The organism is Accumulibacter sp. (genome assembly GCF_029255285.1).
Classification (GTDB): domain Bacteria; phylum Pseudomonadota; class Gammaproteobacteria; order Burkholderiales; family Rhodocyclaceae; genus Accumulibacter.
In genome coordinates this window covers 29,939-46,315 of sequence record NZ_JAPUVI010000109.1, presented here as the reverse complement: position 1 = coordinate 46,315, position 16,377 = coordinate 29,939, and the positions used below count along the sequence as shown (strand labels likewise).

At 58.4% G+C, this 16,377-nt stretch carries 31 protein-coding genes; all 31 read left to right on the top strand.

The window, feature by feature from the left end:
• Positions 1-1,047, top strand: a 1,047-nt coding sequence (locus Q1M07_RS17715) for an EF-Tu/IF-2/RF-3 family GTPase (RefSeq protein ID WP_300456170.1), incomplete at its 5' end; no start/stop codon positions are given.
• 21 nt (positions 1,048-1,068) lie between these two features.
• Positions 1,069-2,259, top strand: coding sequence for an elongation factor Tu (gene tuf, locus Q1M07_RS17710; RefSeq protein ID WP_300456167.1), 1,191 nt, complete (start codon positions 1,069-1,071; stop codon positions 2,257-2,259).
• 56 nt (positions 2,260-2,315) lie between these two features.
• The gene (gene rpsJ, locus Q1M07_RS17705; protein WP_300456164.1) at positions 2,316-2,627 is read left to right on the top strand and encodes a 30S ribosomal protein S10; all 312 of its coding nucleotides are present in this window, start codon (positions 2,316-2,318) and stop codon (positions 2,625-2,627) included.
• Between the two features lie 114 nt (positions 2,628-2,741).
• A complete protein-coding gene (gene rplC / locus Q1M07_RS17700; RefSeq protein WP_300456160.1) occupies positions 2,742-3,386 on the top strand; it encodes a 50S ribosomal protein L3 in 645 nt (214 codons plus the stop codon).
• Positions 3,387-4,007, top strand: coding sequence for a 50S ribosomal protein L4 (rplD, locus tag Q1M07_RS17695; protein WP_300456156.1), 621 nt, complete (start codon positions 3,387-3,389; stop codon positions 4,005-4,007). It begins immediately after the preceding gene.
• Positions 4,004-4,306, top strand: a complete 303-nt coding sequence (rplW, locus tag Q1M07_RS17690) for a 50S ribosomal protein L23 (RefSeq protein WP_300456153.1) — start codon at positions 4,004-4,006, stop codon at positions 4,304-4,306. The genes rplD and rplW overlap by 4 nt, the downstream gene beginning before the upstream one ends.
• On the top strand, positions 4,306-5,136 hold the full coding sequence (rplB, locus tag Q1M07_RS17685) for a 50S ribosomal protein L2 (protein WP_300456151.1): 831 nt from the start codon (positions 4,306-4,308) through the stop codon (positions 5,134-5,136). The genes rplW and rplB overlap by 1 nt, the downstream gene beginning before the upstream one ends.
• Positions 5,137-5,151: 15 nt before the next feature.
• Positions 5,152-5,427 (top strand): 30S ribosomal protein S19, encoded by a 276-nt coding sequence (gene rpsS, locus Q1M07_RS17680; protein ID WP_015767921.1) that lies wholly within the window; start codon positions 5,152-5,154, stop codon positions 5,425-5,427.
• Positions 5,428-5,437: 10 nt separating this feature from the next.
• A complete protein-coding gene (gene rplV, locus Q1M07_RS17675; protein WP_300456176.1) occupies positions 5,438-5,767 on the top strand; it encodes a 50S ribosomal protein L22 in 330 nt (109 codons plus the stop codon).
• A gap of 9 nt (positions 5,768-5,776) precedes the next feature.
• On the top strand, positions 5,777-6,598 hold the full coding sequence (gene rpsC, locus Q1M07_RS17670; RefSeq protein ID WP_300456147.1) for a 30S ribosomal protein S3: 822 nt from the start codon (positions 5,777-5,779) through the stop codon (positions 6,596-6,598).
• Positions 6,582-6,995: a 50S ribosomal protein L16 gene (gene rplP, locus Q1M07_RS17665; RefSeq protein WP_300456144.1), complete on the top strand. Its 414-nt coding sequence runs from the start codon at positions 6,582-6,584 to the stop codon at positions 6,993-6,995. The genes rpsC and rplP overlap by 17 nt, the downstream gene beginning before the upstream one ends.
• A 2-nt stretch (positions 6,996-6,997) precedes the next feature.
• Positions 6,998-7,192 carry a 50S ribosomal protein L29 gene (gene rpmC / locus Q1M07_RS17660; protein ID WP_034923805.1) on the top strand — a complete coding sequence of 65 codons (195 nt, stop codon included), beginning with the start codon at positions 6,998-7,000 and terminating at the stop codon, positions 7,190-7,192.
• On the top strand, positions 7,189-7,455 hold the full coding sequence (gene rpsQ / locus Q1M07_RS17655; RefSeq protein ID WP_300456141.1) for a 30S ribosomal protein S17: 267 nt from the start codon (positions 7,189-7,191) through the stop codon (positions 7,453-7,455). Before rpmC ends, rpsQ begins: the two co-directional genes overlap by 4 nt.
• 132 nt (positions 7,456-7,587) lie before the next feature.
• Positions 7,588-7,956 carry a 50S ribosomal protein L14 gene (gene rplN, locus Q1M07_RS17650; protein WP_300456138.1) on the top strand — a complete coding sequence of 123 codons (369 nt, stop codon included), beginning with the start codon at positions 7,588-7,590 and terminating at the stop codon, positions 7,954-7,956.
• A gap of 9 nt (positions 7,957-7,965) precedes the next feature.
• Positions 7,966-8,283 carry a 50S ribosomal protein L24 gene (rplX, locus tag Q1M07_RS17645; RefSeq protein WP_300456135.1) on the top strand — a complete coding sequence of 106 codons (318 nt, stop codon included), beginning with the start codon at positions 7,966-7,968 and terminating at the stop codon, positions 8,281-8,283.
• A 9-nt stretch (positions 8,284-8,292) separates the two neighbouring features.
• Entirely contained in the window at positions 8,293-8,832 is a 540-nt protein-coding gene (rplE, locus tag Q1M07_RS17640) for a 50S ribosomal protein L5 (protein ID WP_300456132.1), read from the top strand.
• A 6-nt stretch (positions 8,833-8,838) separates the two neighbouring features.
• Positions 8,839-9,144 (top strand): 30S ribosomal protein S14, encoded by a 306-nt coding sequence (gene rpsN / locus Q1M07_RS17635; RefSeq protein WP_300456129.1) that lies wholly within the window; start codon positions 8,839-8,841, stop codon positions 9,142-9,144.
• Between the two features lie 15 nt (positions 9,145-9,159).
• Positions 9,160-9,555 (top strand): 30S ribosomal protein S8, encoded by a 396-nt coding sequence (rpsH, locus tag Q1M07_RS17630; protein ID WP_300456126.1) that lies wholly within the window; start codon positions 9,160-9,162, stop codon positions 9,553-9,555.
• 9 nt (positions 9,556-9,564) lie between these two features.
• Positions 9,565-10,101 (top strand): 50S ribosomal protein L6, encoded by a 537-nt coding sequence (rplF, locus tag Q1M07_RS17625; RefSeq protein WP_300456124.1) that lies wholly within the window; start codon positions 9,565-9,567, stop codon positions 10,099-10,101.
• Positions 10,102-10,114: 13 nt separating this feature from the next.
• Positions 10,115-10,468, top strand: coding sequence for a 50S ribosomal protein L18 (gene rplR, locus Q1M07_RS17620; RefSeq protein ID WP_300456173.1), 354 nt, complete (start codon positions 10,115-10,117; stop codon positions 10,466-10,468).
• A gap of 27 nt (positions 10,469-10,495) precedes the next feature.
• Complete coding sequence (gene rpsE, locus Q1M07_RS17615) at positions 10,496-11,020, top strand: 30S ribosomal protein S5 (protein ID WP_300456121.1); 525 nt, start codon at positions 10,496-10,498, stop codon at positions 11,018-11,020.
• A gap of 3 nt (positions 11,021-11,023) precedes the next feature.
• Positions 11,024-11,206: a 50S ribosomal protein L30 gene (rpmD, locus tag Q1M07_RS17610; protein WP_295485772.1), complete on the top strand. Its 183-nt coding sequence runs from the start codon at positions 11,024-11,026 to the stop codon at positions 11,204-11,206.
• A gap of 1 nt (position 11,207) precedes the next feature.
• Positions 11,208-11,642, top strand: coding sequence for a 50S ribosomal protein L15 (rplO, locus tag Q1M07_RS17605; protein ID WP_300456117.1), 435 nt, complete (start codon positions 11,208-11,210; stop codon positions 11,640-11,642).
• 23 nt (positions 11,643-11,665) lie between these two features.
• The gene (gene secY, locus Q1M07_RS17600) at positions 11,666-12,991 is read left to right on the top strand and encodes a preprotein translocase subunit SecY (RefSeq protein ID WP_300456114.1); all 1,326 of its coding nucleotides are present in this window, start codon (positions 11,666-11,668) and stop codon (positions 12,989-12,991) included.
• 1 nt (position 12,992) lies between these two features.
• Entirely contained in the window at positions 12,993-13,211 is a 219-nt protein-coding gene (infA, locus tag Q1M07_RS17595) for a translation initiation factor IF-1 (protein WP_015767904.1), read from the top strand.
• Between the two features lie 67 nt (positions 13,212-13,278).
• Complete coding sequence (gene rpmJ / locus Q1M07_RS17590) at positions 13,279-13,392, top strand: 50S ribosomal protein L36 (protein ID WP_300456111.1); 114 nt, start codon at positions 13,279-13,281, stop codon at positions 13,390-13,392.
• A 77-nt stretch (positions 13,393-13,469) separates the two neighbouring features.
• On the top strand, positions 13,470-13,832 hold the full coding sequence (rpsM, locus tag Q1M07_RS17585) for a 30S ribosomal protein S13 (protein WP_300456108.1): 363 nt from the start codon (positions 13,470-13,472) through the stop codon (positions 13,830-13,832).
• A 20-nt stretch (positions 13,833-13,852) separates the two neighbouring features.
• Entirely contained in the window at positions 13,853-14,248 is a 396-nt protein-coding gene (gene rpsK / locus Q1M07_RS17580; RefSeq protein WP_034910014.1) for a 30S ribosomal protein S11, read from the top strand.
• A 13-nt stretch (positions 14,249-14,261) separates the two neighbouring features.
• On the top strand, positions 14,262-14,891 hold the full coding sequence (rpsD, locus tag Q1M07_RS17575) for a 30S ribosomal protein S4 (protein ID WP_300456102.1): 630 nt from the start codon (positions 14,262-14,264) through the stop codon (positions 14,889-14,891).
• A 39-nt stretch (positions 14,892-14,930) separates the two neighbouring features.
• The gene (gene rpoA / locus Q1M07_RS17570; RefSeq protein ID WP_300456099.1) at positions 14,931-15,905 is read left to right on the top strand and encodes a DNA-directed RNA polymerase subunit alpha; all 975 of its coding nucleotides are present in this window, start codon (positions 14,931-14,933) and stop codon (positions 15,903-15,905) included.
• Between the two features lie 30 nt (positions 15,906-15,935).
• Positions 15,936-16,328, top strand: coding sequence for a 50S ribosomal protein L17 (gene rplQ, locus Q1M07_RS17565; protein WP_300456097.1), 393 nt, complete (start codon positions 15,936-15,938; stop codon positions 16,326-16,328).
• Positions 16,329-16,377 lie beyond the last annotated feature (49 nt).

The following is a 16,377-nucleotide window of genomic DNA, read 5'->3' as shown; positions in this document are numbered from 1 at the left end:
CCGACCAAGGGCCGTCGGGAGCGCATCGGGCGCGTCCTGCAGATGCACGCCAACAATCGTGAGGAGATCAAGGAAGTCTTGGCGGGAGACATCGCTGCTTGCGTCGGCCTCAAGGAGGTCACCACGGGTGAGACGCTGTGCGATCCGTCCGCGGTGATCACGCTCGAACGAATGGTCTTTCCCGAGCCGGTGATCCATGTAGCGGTGGAGCCGAAGACCAAGCAGGACCAGGAAAAAATGGGTATCGCCCTCGGCCGTCTGGCGCAAGAAGACCCGTCCTTCCGGGTGCGGACCGACGAGGAATCGGGACAAACGATCATTTCAGGCATGGGCGAGTTGCATCTCGAAATCATCGTCGACCGGCTGAAGCGTGAATTCGGGGTCGACGCCAATGTCGGTGCGCCGCAGGTTGCCTACCGCGAATGCATCAAGAAATCGGTTGAGCAGGAAGGCAAGTTTGTCAAACAATCGGGCGGTCGCGGCCAGTATGGCCATGTTTGGCTGAAGATCGAGCCGAACGAGACGGGCAAGGGTTACGAGTTCATCGATGCGATCAAAGGTGGTACCGTACCGCGCGAATACATCCCGGCCGTCGACAAGGGCTTGCAGGATGCGGTGACCAGTGGTGTCCTGGCAGGCTTCCCGGTAGTAGACATCAAGTTCACGCTGTTCGAAGGCTCTTACCATGATGTTGACTCGAATGAAAACGCTTTCCGGATGGCAGCCGCGATGGCCTTCAAGGAAGGTATGCGGCGCGCTTCACCGACGCTGCTCGAACCGATGATGGCGGTCGAGGTCGAGACGCCGGAGGATTACATGGGCAACGTGATGGGCGACCTGTCTAGTCGCCGTGGCATGGTACAAGGAATGGAGGACCTGCCCGGCAACGTCAAGGCGATCAAGGCGGAGGTTCCGTTGGCCGAGATGTTCGGCTACTCGACGACCCTGCGCTCGCTATCACAGGGCCGCGCGACCTACTCCATGGAATTCAAGCACTACGCCGAAGCGCCCAAGAACGTCGCCGAGGCGGTGATCAACAAAAAATGACAATGCTCTGAGGATACGTCAATGGCAAAGGGAAAATTTGAACGCACGAAGCCGCACGTCAATGTGGGCACGATTGGGCACGTGGATCACGGCAAGACGACGCTGACGGCGGCGATCACGACCATACTGGCGAAGAAGTATGGTGGGGTGGCGAAGGCCTACGACCAGATCGACGCGGCGCCGGAAGAGAAGGCGCGGGGCATCACGATCAACACGGCGCACGTGGAGTACGAGACGTCGAAGCGCCACTACGCGCACGTGGACTGCCCGGGTCACGCCGACTACATCAAGAACATGATTACGGGTGCGGCGCAGATGGACGGGGCGATTCTGGTGGTATCGGCGGCCGACGGTCCGATGCCGCAGACGCGCGAGCACATTCTGCTGGCCCGCCAGGTTGGCGTGCCGTACATTGTCGTTTATCTGAACAAATGCGACATGGTTGACGACGCCGAGTTGCTCGAGCTGGTCGACATGGAAGTGCGCGAACTGCTGTCGAAGTACGACTTTCCGGGTGATGACGTACCGATCATCCAGGGATCGGCGCTGAAGGCGCTCGAAGGAGACCCGGGAGAGTTGGGAGAAGGATCGGTGATGGCGCTGGCCGATGCGCTGGACGCCTACATTCCGACCCCGGAGCGGGCGGTGGACAAGCCTTTCCTGCTGCCGCTGGAGGACGTTTTCTCGATTTCCGGACGCGGCACGGTCGTCACGGGGCGGGTGGAGCGCGGCGTCATCAAGGTGGGCGAGGAAGTCGAGATTGTCGGCATACGGCCGACGCTCAAGACGACTTGCACCGGAGTGGAAATGTTCCGCAAGCTGCTCGACCAGGGCCAGGCGGGCGACAACGTCGGTGTACTCCTGCGCGGCATCAAGCGCGAAGACGTCGAGCGCGGACAGGTGCTGGCCAAACCCGGATCGATCAAGCCGCACACGCACTTCACCGGCGAGGTGTATGTGCTGTCGAAGGAAGAAGGCGGGCGTCACACGCCGTTCTTCAACAACTATCGTCCGCAGTTTTACTTCCGGACGACCGACGTGACCGGCGCGATCGCCATGCCGGAAGGCGTCGAGATGGTGATGCCGGGCGATAACGTCCAGATGACCGTCAAGCTGATTTCGCCGATCGCCATGGAGGAAGGCTTGCGCTTTGCCATCCGCGAAGGCGGTCGCACCGTCGGCGCCGGCGTCGTCGCTAAAATCATCGAGTAATCAGGCATATTTCCGGTGGGGCGCGTTGCCCTGCCGATCGCTCTTTGGAAAATGACATGCAAAGCCAGAAAATCCGCATCCGCCTGAAAGCTTTCGACTATCGCTTGATCGATCAGTCCGCCCAGGAGATTGTTGACACTGCCAAACGTACCGGCGCAGTGGTGCGCGGCCCGGTCCCTCTGCCAACCCGCATCCAGCGTTTCGACGTGCTTCGTTCCCCGCACGTCGACAAGACGTCGCGCGACCAGTTTGAAATGCGCACCCACCTCCGTTTGATGGACATCATCGACCCGACCGACAAGACGGTGGACGCGCTGATGAAACTTGACCTTCCGGCCGGCGTTGACGTCGAAATTAAGTTGCAGTAAGGGCCCTGTTGCGGCTATAATCGCCGCCTTTCGCCGGGCAGGTGTGAGTCGACACTGCCCGTTTTTGTTAGCAGCGCTCGCCGGCCAATCGCAGCCGGTCAGAGGAGAATAAGCATGAGTCTAGGCCTTGTTGGGCGCAAGGTTGGCATGACGCGTATCTTTACCGACGACGGCGCAAGTGTCCCGGTGACGGTTCTCGACGTGTCGAACAACCGCGTTGCCCAGATCAAAACACCGGAAAAAGACGGCTACTCCGTCGTTCAGGTTGCTTTCGGCAAACGCCGCCCGTCGCGCGTCAACAAGCCCTTGGCCGGACATCTTGCCAAGGCGGGCGTGGAAGCGGGTCGCGTGCTCAAGGAGTTCCCTATTTCCACTGAGGAACTCGCCACTCTGAAACCAGGTGATCAGGTCGGCATCTCTATTTTCGCCGCCGGCCAAAAAGTGGACGTCACGGGCCAAACGATAGGCAAGGGTTTCGCGGGTGGTATCAAACGGCACCACTTCCTTTCGCAGGGCGCTGCCCATGGCAACTCGGTGTCGCATCGTGCGCTTGGTTCGACCGGTATGGCGCAAGATCCGGGTCGCGTTTTCCCGGGCAAGAAAATGCCGGGGAATCTGGGTGCCGTCAAGCGCACGCAGCAAAATCTCGAAATCGTTCGCGTCGACGTGGATCGCCAGTTGCTGTTGCTCAAGGGGGCCGTGCCCGGCGCCAAGGGGTCGGATGTGATTGTGCGTCCTGCAGTCAAGGCGGGGGCATAAATGGAACTTAAGCTAATCAATGAACAAGGGCAGGAAGACAGTCGTCTTGAAGCCTCTGACGCCCTCTTCGGTCGCGACTACAACGAGGCCCTGGTGCACCAAGTCCTGGTCGCCTATCAGGCCAACGCGCGCAGCGCCAATCGCGCCCAGAAAGATCGCCACGACGTTCGGCACACGACCAAAAAGCCCTGGCGCCAGAAGGGCACCGGGCGTGCTCGGGCGGGCATGTCGTCGTCGCCGATCTGGCGCGGCGGTGGGCGCGTGTTCCCCAATTCGTCGGACGAGAATTTCAGTCAGAAGCTGAACCGCAAAATGTACCGTGCGGGAATGGCATCGATACTTTCGCAACTCGTCCGCCAAGGTCGTCTGGCCGTGGTCGACGGCCTGTCGATCGCGGCGCCGAAAACCAAGCTTTTTGCCGCCATGATTCGCGGCATGGGCTATGAGTCGGTGCTCGTCATTACCGATCAGTTCGACGAAAACGTTTTTCTCGCGGCGCGCAACCTGCCCAACGTTCTGGTACTGGAAGTCAATCAGGCGGATCCCGTGTCCCTGGTGCGCTTTCCTAAGGTTCTCATGACGAAGGGTGCGCTGGCCAAGTTTGAGGAGATGCTGGGATGAACCAAGAACGTCTGATGCAAGTGCTGCTCGCCCCGCAGATCTCTGAGAAAGCCACTTTTGTTGCTGACAAGCATGAACAGGTGATATTCCGCGTCGTGTCCGATGCGACCAAGCCCGAAGTCAAGGGGGCCGTCGAACTTCTCTTCAAAGTTTCGGTGGAGTCGGTTCAGATCGCCAATGTCAAGGGCAAACAAAAGAAGTTTGGCCGTATGATGGGCCGGCGCAAGAACTGGAAAAAGGCTTACGTCTGCCTCAAGCCCGGTCAGGAGATCAACTTCGTCGATGGGGGAGTCGTCTGATGGCACTCGTCAAGGTCAAACCTACCTCGCCGGGTCGTCGTGCGGTGATCAAGGTGGTCACTCCTGGGCTGCACAAGGGCGCGCCACTCGCTGCTCTGGTCGAGCCCCAGGCCAAGCGCGCTGGCCGCAACAACAACGGTCATATCACCACCCGGCATCAGGGCGGTGGGCACAAGCAGCACTATCGCCTGATCGATTTCAAGCGCAACAAGGACGGAGTTCCAGCCGAGGTCGAGCGTCTCGAATACGACCCCAACCGGACGGCGACGATCGCCCTGCTTTGTTACGCCGATGGTGAGCGTCGCTACATCGTCGCTCCCAAAGGACTGGTCGTCGGCCAGCAGGTGAGCAGTGGTTCCGAGGCGCCTATAAAGGTTGGCAATGCCCTGCCGATTCGTAACATCCCGGTCGGCACCACTATCCATTGTGTCGAGATGGTGCCCGGAAAGGGAGCGCAACTTGCTCGTTCGGCGGGGACTTCGGCGCAATTGCTGGCGCGCGAGGGCGTACATGCGCAACTTCGGCTGCGCTCGGGCGAAATCCGGCGGGTGCACGTCGAGTGCCGCGCCACGATCGGCGAGGTCGGTAACGAAGAGCACAGCCTGCGCTCGATCGGCAAAGCTGGTGGAAATCGCTGGCGTGGTGTCAGGCCGACCGTTCGCGGTGTGGCGATGAACCCGATCGATCACCCGCATGGTGGTGGCGAAGGCAAGACAGCGTCGGGAATGCACCCGGTGAGCCCGTGGGGTACCAAGACCAAAGGCTATCGTACTCGCCGCAATAAGCGCACCACTTCGATGATCGTGCAGCGCCGCAGCAACAAACGCTAAGGGATAGAAAAACTCATGGGACGTTCCGTTAAAAAGGGCCCGTTTGCCGACGCCCATCTGCTGAAGAAGGTGGGTGTTGTGCGTGCGACGGGCGACAAGCGCCCGATCAAGACTTGGTCGCGTCGGTCAACCGTGTTGCCGGATTTCGTCGGATTGACGATCGCCGTTCACAACGGCAAGCAGCACGTTCCGGTCTACGTGACCGAGAACATGGTTGGCCACAAACTCGGCGAGTTCTCGCTGACGCGTACCTTCAAGGGGCATACGGCCGGCAAAAAGGCGAAGAGGTAAGGGAATGAATATGGAAACTCGTGCGGTTTTGCGCGGCGTTCGGCTATCGAGCCAGAAGGGTCGCCTAGTGGCCGATCAGATCCGTGGCCTGTCGGTCGACAAAGCGCTCAACATTCTGACGTTCAGCCCGCAGAAAGGTGCCGCGATCATCAAGAAGGTACTCGAATCGGCGATCGCCAATGCCGAACACAACGACGGCGCAGACATCGACGAGTTGAAGGTGACTACGATTTGCGTTGAGAAGGGTACGGTCCTGAAACGCTTTACGGCGCGTGCCAAGGGTCGCGGCAACCGGATCGTCAAGCCGACCTGTCACGTTTTTCTGACCGTCGGCAACTGAGGAATAAGAATGGGACAAAAGATTCATCCTGCTGGCTTTCGTCTGGCGGTGACGCGTGATTGGTCGTCGCGCTGGTACGCCAACAAAAAAAACTATGCCGGCATGCTCAATGAAGACATCAAGGTTCGCGAGTACCTGAAGAAGAAGCTCAAGCATGCGTCAGTCGGACGGATACTCATCGAGCGTCCGGCTAAGAATGCGCGGGTCACGATTTTTTCGGCGCGTCCTGGGGTAGTGATTGGTAAGAAGGGCGAGGAGATTGATCACCTGCGGATCGCCTTGCAGAAGATCATGGGTGTTCCGGTGCATGTGAGCATCGAGGAAATTCGCAAACCCGAACTTGATGCGCAACTGATTGCCGACTCGATCACGCAGCAACTCGAGAAGCGCATCATGTTCCGCCGTGCCATGAAGCGGGCGATGCAGAACGCGATGCGGCTCGGTGCCCAGGGGATCAAGATCATGAGTTCGGGCCGTCTAAACGGGGCCGAAATTGCTCGTCGCGAATGGTATCGGGAGGGTCGCGTTCCATTGCACACTCTGCGCGGCGACATCGACTATGCAACCTCAGAAGCGCTGACGACGTACGGCCTCATCGGAGTCAAGGTGTGGGTTTTCAAGGGGGAAGTTCTGAATCGCCAGGAGGCGGTCGCGCCGTCTCCCGAGGGTGCCACGGATGAGCGCCGGCCGCGTCGTAGCGGCCGCCCTGTCGAGGCTGCCGACAGACCGGCTCGTCCTGATGCCGCGAAGACCGAGGGGCCTGCCGGCGATGTTAAGGCGCCGGTGAAACGAGTAAGAAAGGCAGGAACGACAGATGCTGCAGCCAGTTAAACGAAAATACCGCAAAGAGCAGAAAGGCCGCAACACCGGGCTCGCGACACGTGGGGCCAAGGTAAGCTTTGGCGAATTCGGGCTGAAGGCGATTGATCGCGGGCGGCTGACGGCTCGTCAGATCGAGGCGGCACGGCGGGCTATGACGCGTCACATCAAGCGGGGAGGCCGAATCTGGATTCGCGTATTTCCGGACAAGCCGATTTCAAAAAAACCGGCCGAGGTGCGCATGGGGAGTGGCAAAGGTAATCCGGAATACTGGGTTGCCGAAATCAAGCCTGGCAAAGTGCTGTACGAAATGGATGGCGTGAACGAAAGTCTAGCCCGCGAAGCATTTGCGCTCGCGGCGGCCAAACTGCCGATCCAGACAGTTTTCGTTACCCGAATGGTGGGTTAGTCATGAAAGTCAGTGAACTCAGAGCAAAAACGGTCGACGAGTTGAACAAGGAATTGCTGGACCTGCTGAAGGCTCAGTTCGGCTTGCGGATGCAACTTGCCACACAGCAGTTGTCGAACAACAGTCAGATTGGCAAAGTGCGTCGTCAAATCGCGCGCGTGCGCACGCTTCTTCGTGAAAAGGCGGTTCAACAATGAGCGAGACCCCTACCAGCAAGCGTACCTTGGTTGGGCGCGTCGTCAGCGACAAGATGGACAAGACCGTGACGGTATTGGTCGAGCGGCGCGTCAAACACGCGATGTATGGCAAAATCATCGTACGTTCCAGCAAGTACCATGCGCATAACGACGACAATCAGGCGAAGGCCGGTGATCTAGTGGAGATCCAGGAGTCGCGTCCTCTGGCTAAAACGAAGGCCTGGGTCGTCAGCCGCCTGATCGAGCGCGCTGTCGCGATTTAGGGCTTGTTTTTCCGAAGAAAAACGCTATAATCGACCGTTTTTCCCCGCCCGACATGGTCCTGAACCTTTGGGCGTACCTCCCCGTACGGGTTCCAAGACTGACCGCCGGCGCGGGCCAAGTTGGAGTGACACATGATTCAAGTGCAGACGATTCTCGACGTCGCCGACAACACCGGTGCGCGGTCGGTAATGTGCATCAAAGTGTTGGGCGGCTCCAAGCGCCGCTATGCCGGTGTTGGCGACATCATCAAGGTCAGCATCAAGGATGCTGCGCCGCGTGGGCGCGTCAAGAAAGGCGACGTATATAGTGCGGTGGTCGTGCGCACGGCAAAGGGTGTGCGCCGAGTCGACGGCTCGCTGGTGAAATTCGACCACAACGCTGCGGTCCTCCTGAACAACAAGATGGAACCCATTGGGACGCGCATTTTCGGTCCGGTGACGCGTGAATTGCGGGGTGACCGGTTCATGAAGATCGTGTCTCTGGCGCCGGAAGTACTGTAAGGAAAGGTCATGGAAAAGATTCGCAAGGGCGATGATGTGGTGGTCATCGCCGGTAAAGACAAGGGCAAGCGCGGTTCGGTCCTCCGCCGTACGGACGCGGAGCACGTGTTGGTCGAGGGCGTCAATCGCGTCAAGAAACATGTCAAGCCAAATCCAGTCAAGGGCGTGGTAGGCGGGATCATCGAGAAAGAAATGCCGCTGCACGTTTCGAATGTTTCGCTTTACAACCCGTCGACCAAGAAGGCGGACCGCGTTGGCTTCAGGACGCTCGAAGACGGCACCAAGGTGCGTTTTTTCAAGTCGAACGGCGAAGTGTTGGGAGCCTAAGGAGAAATCATGGCGCGCTTGCTGGATTACTACAAGACGACCATCGTCGCCGAACTGACCGAGAAGTTCGGGTACAGGTCGAGGATGGAGGTCCCCCGCATCACCAAGGTGACGCTGAATATGGGTGTCGGCGAAGCGGTGGCGGACAAGAAGGTGCTCGATAACGCCGTCGGCGACCTGATCAAGATCGCTGGCCAAAAACCAGTCATCACCAAGGCGCGCAAATCGATCGCCGGTTTCAAGATTCGTACTGGTTACCCGATTGGCTGCATGGTGACGCTGCGCGGCCCGCGCATGTTCGAATTCATCGATCGGCTGGTTACCGTGGCGCTGCCGCGAGTGCGCGACTTTCGCGGCATTTCGGGCAAAGGCTTCGACGGTCGTGGGAACTACAACATGGGGCTCAAGGAGCAAATCATCTTCCCGGAAATTGAGTACGACAAGATTGATTCCCTCCGCGGAATGAACATCAGTGTCACTACTACTGCCAAGACCGACGAAGAGGCGCGTGCCTTGCTTGGCGCGTTTAAATTTCCCTTCAGGAACTGAGACGAAATGGCGAAACTCGCTGTGATCAACCGCGGTGAAAAGCGGCGCAAAATTGTTGAAAAGTATGCCAAGAAGCGTGCCGAGCTGGTGGCGATCATCGGCGACGAAAGTCGCAGTCTTGACGAGCGTTTCGAAGCGCGCCTCAAAATTCAGTCTTTGCCGAAAAATTCGAGCCCCGTGAGGCTGCGCAATCGTTGTCAGATGACAGGTCGTCCGCGTGGTGTCTATCGGAAGTTCGGTCTGGGTCGCGGCAAGCTGCGCCAATTCGCGCTGCAGGGCGAAGTCCCCGGAATGATCAAGGCTAGCTGGTAGGCAGGAGAGAACGAGATGAGTATGAGCGATCCGATCAGCGACATGCTGACACGCATCCGAAATGCCCAGATGGCAAACAAGGCCTTCGTCGCCATGCCGTCTTCGAAGGTAAAAATTGCTATTGCCCAGGTCCTCAGGGACGAAGGTTATGTGGAAGACTTCGCGGTCACCGAGAACGGTGGCAAGCCGCTCTTGCGGATTGGCTTGAAGTATTACGCAGGCCGTCCGGTGATTGAGCGGATCGATCGCGTCTCCAGGCCGGGCCTTCGTATCTATCGGGGTGCCGATGATATTCCACAGGTCATGAACGGGCTGGGGGTGGCCATTGTGTCAACCCCCAAGGGCGTGATGACCGACCGCAAGGCGCGCGCCAGCCATGTTGGCGGCGAAGTGCTGTGCATCGTCGCATAGAGGGTAGACATGTCCCGCGTTGCTAAGAACCCAATCGTCGTTCCTCCCGGTGTTTCGGTCGACATCACACCGGAACGCATTTCCGTCAAAGGTCCGCTAGGTGCGCTAGAGTTTGCGAGCAATTCCGCGGTCAGCGTCGAGCAGGAGGCTGGCAGCCTGCTGTGCCGGCCGGTGGCTGGAGCCGCCAATGCCGACGCGCTGTCCGGGACAGTGCGTGCGGTAGTAAGCAATATGGTAACCGGCGTCAGCAAGGGTTTCGAGCGCCGGCTCAGCTTGGTTGGGGTTGGCTATCGCGCTCAGGCACAGGGGGAAATATTGAATCTTACGCTCGGTTTTTCACACCCGGTGGCTTACAAGTTGCCCAAGGGCATAGCAGCAGAAACACCGACCCAGACCGAGATCGTGATCAAAGGCGTCGACCGCCAACTCGTTGGCCAGGTCGCGGCTGAAGTTCGCGCTTATCGCAAGCCTGAGCCTTACAAGGGCAAGGGTGTGCGCTACAGCGACGAAGTGGTCGTGATCAAGGAAACGAAGAAGAAAAAGTAAGGGTGCCTAGATGATTGATAAGAAACAGGCGCGTTTGCGCAGAGCCCGCAAGACCCGGGCCAAGATTGCCCAACTCAAGGCTGTACGCCTTTCGGTGCATCGCAGCAACTGTCACATCTATGCCCAGGTGATTTCGCCGTGTGGGTCCAAGGTGCTGGCCTCCGCGTCGTCACTCGAACCCGAGCTACGCAAAACCTTGACCAATGGCGGCAATAAAGAGGCGGCAAAAACGATTGGCCAGTTGATCGCCGAACGCGCGAAAAAGGCCGGGATAGAGCAGGTGGCTTTCGATCGCGCCGGCTTTCAGTACCACGGACGGATCAAGGCTTTGGCCGATGCCGCTCGTGAAGCCGGTCTGAAATTCTGATCAGACCGAAAGGAATTGGAGTAATCAATGGCTAAACCGCAAAGTAGAAAACCCCAACAGGCCGAAAAGCCCGATGACGGCATGCGCGAAAAGATGATTTCCATCAATCGCGTGACCAAAGTCGTCAAGGGTGGCCGGATTCTCGGTTTCGCGGCGCTCACGGTCGTCGGCGACGGCGACGGCCGGGTAGGGATGGGCAAGGGTAAGTCACGCGAAGTGCCCGTTGCCGTTCAGAAGGCCATGGAAGAGGCGCGCCGAAACCTCATTAAGGTGAGCCTCAAGAATGGCAGCTTGCAGCACACGGTCGTTGGGCATCATGGTGCTTCCCGAGTCATGATGCAACCCGCTCCGGAAGGAACCGGGATCATCGCGGGCGGCGCCATGCGTGCGGTTTTCGACGTCATGGGAATGGCCAACGTGGTCGCCAAGGCGCATGGTTCGACGAATCCTTACAACATCGTGCGGGCAACCATCAACGGTTTGCGAGCCATGACAACGCCGGCCGAAGTCGCCGCTAAGCGTGGCAAGACCGTCGAAGAAATTCTGGGGTAAGAGATGGCTGAAAAAAAAGTGAAAGTGACGCTGGTCAGAAGCCTGATCGGCACCAAGGAGTCGCACCGCGCGACCGTGCGTGGCTTGGGCCTGCGTCGCCTGAACAGCAGTTCGACGCTTGAGGACACTCCAGCAGTGCGCGGGATGATCAACAAAGTTGCCTATCTCCTGAAGTGTGAGGGCTGAGATGAAACTCAATACGGTTGAGCCGGCCGACGGTTCCAGACCTGCCAGGAAGCGCGTCGGCCGCGGTATCGGTTCGGGTTTTGGCAAGACGTGCGGGCGTGGTCACAAAGGACAGAAGTCGCGCGCCGGTGGCTTTCACAAGGTCGGGTTCGAAGGCGGTCAAATGCCTTTGCAGCGTCGTTTGCCGAAGCGCGGATTCAAGTCGCTGACCAACATGTTGAATGTAGAAGTCAGACTATCGGAAATCGACGCCTTGCCAGTGGATGAGATCGATTTGTCGACGTTGAAGCAGGCGAGTCTGATCACGCAGCACGCGCTGTCGGCAAAGGTCATTCTTTCGGGCGAGATCAAGCGGAAAGTCGTCCTCAAAGGTGTCGGGGCGACGGCAGGTGCGCGCTCGGCGATCGAAGCCGCCGGCGGTAGCGTTGCGGAATAACGGGTTGGTAGGGGTGATTTTTCTTGGTAACTAGTCCTGCTACGGTTGGCAAGGGGGGGAAGTTCGGCGACCTGAAGCGCCGACTGTGGTTCCTGCTGGGTGCTCTGGTTGTTTACCGGATCGGCTCTCACATCCCAGTTCCCGGAATCGACGCACTGGTTCTAAGCGAACTGTTCAATAAGCAGCAGGGTGGCATCCTCGGCATGTTCAACATGTTCTCCGGCGGTGCGCTGTCACGCTTTACGATCTTCGCGCTCGGCATCATGCCGTACATATCGGCGTCGATCATCATGCAGTTGATGACACACGCCAGTCCTCAGCTTGAGGCGTTGAAGAAGGAAGGCGAAGCCGGCCGACGGAAAATCACCCAGTATACCCGTTATGGGACGGTCTTCCTGGCGCTGTTTCAGGGGATCGGTATTGCCGTCGCGGTCGAATCGCAACCGGGCTTGGTGCTCGAGCCGGGAATGATGTTCCGCTTCGTCACGGTAACGACCCTGCTTACCGGAACGATGTTCCTGATGTGGTTGGGAGAACAGGTGACCGAGCGGGGACTTGGTAACGGCATCTCGATCATCATCTTCGCGGGTATCGCGGCTGGGCTGCCCAATGCCATCGGCGGGCTGCTCGAACTGGTACGCACTGGCGCCATGCATCCGCTGACGGCAATTGTCATCAGCGTTCTGGTCGTCGTGGTTACCGCCTTTGTGGTTTTTGTCGAGCGCGGGCAGCGCAAGATTCTGGTCAACTATGCGAAGCGGCAGGTCGGCAACAAGATCTACGGCGGGCAAAGTTCGCATCTTCCGCTGAAGTTGAACATGGCGGGAGTGATCCCACCGATTTTCGCTTCGTCGATAATATTGTTTCCGGCGACCATCGCCGGCTGGTTCGGGTCAGGTGAGTCGGTTCGCTGGCTGAAAGACATTGCCGGAGCGCTGTCGCCCGGGCAACCGATCTATGTCATGTTGTACGCTGCGGCGATCATTTTTTTCTGTTTTTTTTATACTGCGCTGGTTTTCAATTCCCGGGAAACCGCGGACAACCTGAAGCGCAGCGGCGCCTTCGTTCCGGGCATACGCCCTGGCGAGCAGACTGCCCGTTACATTGACAAAATATTGATGCGCCTGACGCTCGTGGGTGCTGGCTATATCACGATCGTCTGTCTTCTGCCCGAGTTCTTGATATTGAAATGGAACGTGCCATTCTATTTCGGGGGGACATCGCTGCTCATCATCGTCGTGGTGACGATGGATTTCATGACGCAAGTCCAGGCGTATGCCATGTCACACCAATACGAGAGCCTGCTCAAAAAAGCGAACTTCAAGGGCTCCGGCCTACCGGCGAAATAGGATGGCAAAAGAAGACTTGATTGAAATGCAGGGGGAAGTGATTGAAAACCTGCCCAACGCGACGTTCAGGGTGAAGTTGGAAAACGGGCATGTGGTCCTGGGTTTCATTTCCGGCAAGATGCGTATGCATTACATACGCATCCTGCCGGGCGACAAAGTGACCGTGCAGCTGACGCCTTATGATCTGAGTCGTGCGCGGATCGTCTTCCGCGCCAAGTGAAAATTCTCTACGCAACAATCCGGCGAAGCGCGGGTTGCCGCTATTGCCGGGCAATCAGGAGTGGATCATGAAAGTGCTGGCATCTGTGAAGCGCATCTGCCGGAAGTGCAAGATCGTCCGGCGCCACGGCATCGTGCGCGTGATCTGTACGGATCAGCGTCACAAACAGCGTCAGGGTTGACCGCCGCGATCCGCTCGCGTGGATCGTCGGTCGGTTGAAGGCAATAACAGCAGTTCTCGATTAATTGGGGTGAAACGATGGCCCGCATCGCAGGCGTAAACCTACCGAACCATCAGCACACCGAGATTGCCTTGACGGCGATCTACGGTATAGGGCGCCCGCGCGCGCAGAAGATTTGTGATGCCGCTGGAGTGACACGGTCGACCAAGATGAAAGATTTGACCGAAGCCGAACTCGAGCGCTTGCGCGATCAAATCGCGAAGTATTCCGTCGAAGGTGATCTGCGCCGCGAAGTGACGATGAACATCAAGCGTTTGATGGACCTCGGTTGTTATCGCGGTCTGCGTCATCGCAAGGGACTTCCGTCGCGTGGCCAACGCACGCGAACCAACGCGCGTACTCGCAAAGGGCCGCGCAAACCGATCGCCGGCAAGAAATGATTAGGAGCTAGAACCAGACTATGGCCAAGACCGCTGCAAAGGTTCGCAAGAAAGTCAAGATCAGAAAGAACGTGGCCGAGGGCGTTGCCCACATCCATGCTTCGTTCAATAACACGATCATTACCATCACCGACCGCCAGGGTAACGCCTTGTCGTGGGCAACGTCGGGTGGCGCCGGCTTCAAGGGTTCACGAAAGAGCACGCCTTTTGCGGCCCAGGTGGCAGCGGAAGCGGCTGGTAGAGTGGCGGTCGAGTGCGGAGTGAAAAATCTCGAAGTGCGGATCAAGGGCCCGGGTCCGGGGCGTGAATCGTCGGTGCGTGCGCTTAACGCGCTGGGTATGAAAATCACGGCGATTACCGACGTCACCCCGATCCCCCATAATGGTTGCCGACCGCCCAAGAAGCGTCGGATTTAAGGAGAAGAAAGAAGTGGCTCGCAACCTCGACCCGAAGTGCCGTCAGTGTCGCCGCGAAGGCGAGAAATTGTTTCTCAAGGGAGAAAAGTGCTTTACCGACAAGTGTGCTATCGAGCGTCGCTCGTACGCCCCCGGTCAGCACGGTCAGAAGTCTGGACAGCGCTTGTCCGACTACGGCGTGCACTTGCGGGAGAAGCAGAAGATTCGCCGTATCTATGGCGTGCTCGAGGGGCAGTTCCGTAAGGTGTATAAGGAAGCGGACCGCCGCAAGGGGGTTACAGGCGAAGTGCTCCTGCAGTTGCTGGAATCACGTCTCGATAGTGTAGCTTATCGCATGGGCTTTGCGGCGTCGCGTTCGGAATCCCGCCAAGTCGTTCGGCACAATGGGGTGCTGGTAAACGGTCGCCGAGTCAATATTCCGTCCTATCAGGTACGGCCAGGTGATGTCGTAGAAGTGTGCGAAAAGGCCAAGGCGCATCTGCGTGTCAAGGCAGCGCTCGCGGCGGCGGAGGCACGTGGCTTTCCCGAATGGGTCGAGGTCGATGCGAAAGCCGCCAAAGGCACCTACAAGGCGCACCCCGAGCGTAGCGAGCTGCCGCCGACGATCAACGAGAGTCTGGTCATCGAACTCTACTCGAAGTAGTCGTGGTGAGGCTTGACGGAATCAGGCAAAGGACAGTACATGCAAAGCAGTGGACTTTTTAAACCGCGCATCATCGATGTGCAGAGCTTGTCGCCGGTGCATGCACGAGTGGTGATGGAGCCGTTCGAGCGCGGCTATGGGCACACTCTGGGCAACGCACTGCGGCGGATCCTGCTCTCCTCGATGCCCGGCTACGCCCCGACCGAGGTCAGCATCGAGGGCGTGCTGCATGAGTATTCGACGATCGACGGTGTGCAGGAAGATGTGGTCGATATTCTCCTCAATCTTAAGGGTGTTGTTTTCAAACTGCACAATCGCGAAGAAGTTATGCTGCATTTGCGCAAGGAGGGGAAGGGTATCGTGCGCGCGGCCGACATCGAGGTCGCTCACGATGTCGAGATCATCAACCCAGAGCATGTGATAGCGCATCTTTCCGCCGGTGGCAAGTTGGCCATGGAATTGAAGGTCGAGAAGTCACGTGGCTACGTGGCGGGCAACTTGCGCGAACTGGGCGACGGCGGCAAGAACATCGGTAAGTTGGTTCTCGACGCTTCGTTCAGCCCGGTCCGGCGTGTCAGCTACGCCGTCGAGAGTGCCCGCGTCGAACAGCGGACCGATCTTGACAAGCTGATCATGGACATTGAAACCAATGGTGCCATTGAGCCCGAAGAGGCGATTCGCACAGCGGCTCGGATACTGATGGAACAGCTGTCGGTGTTTGCCGATCTTGCAGGGACCGCCATGCCCATCGAGTACCAGAAGACGGTGCAGGTCGATCCTTTGCTTCTGCGTCCGGTCGACGATCTCGAGTTGACTGTTCGATCGGCCAACTGCCTGAAGGCCGAAAACATTTACTATATCGGAGATCTGATCCAGCGTACCGAAAACGAGTTGCTCAAGACGCCCAATCTTGGTCGGAAGTCGCTCAATGAAATCAAGGAAGTCCTCGCCGCGCGCGGCTTGACACTGGGCATGAAGCTAGAGAACTGGCCGCCGGCCGGTTTGGAAAAATAAGCTGCCCGAAAAGAACAGGAAGGAATCGATATGCGTCACCGTTTGGGTCTCCGCAAACTAAATCGTAGCAGCGCCCACCGCTTGGCGATGTTGCGCAACATGACTGTTTCGCTGCTCCGCGAAGAGACGATCAGAACTACGCTGCCCAAGGCCAAGGAATTGCGGCGTGTCGTCGAACCGATCATTACGCTCGGCAAGAAGCCTAGTCTCGCCAACCGCCGCTTGGCGTTTGACCGCTTGCGCGATCGCGACATGGTGGTCAAGGTTTTCGACGAACTCGGGCCGCGCTACGCAACGCGTAACGGAGGGTATCTACGTATTCTGAAGTGCGGTTTCCGCGACGGTGACAACGCGCCGATGGCCTTCGTCGAGTTGCTGGACCAGGTGGAAGTTACCGACGAGGCGGCTACAGGCGTCGCGTGAACCTCCTGGTACGGTTGTGACGTGGAGAAAGCCAGGCCATGCCTGGCTT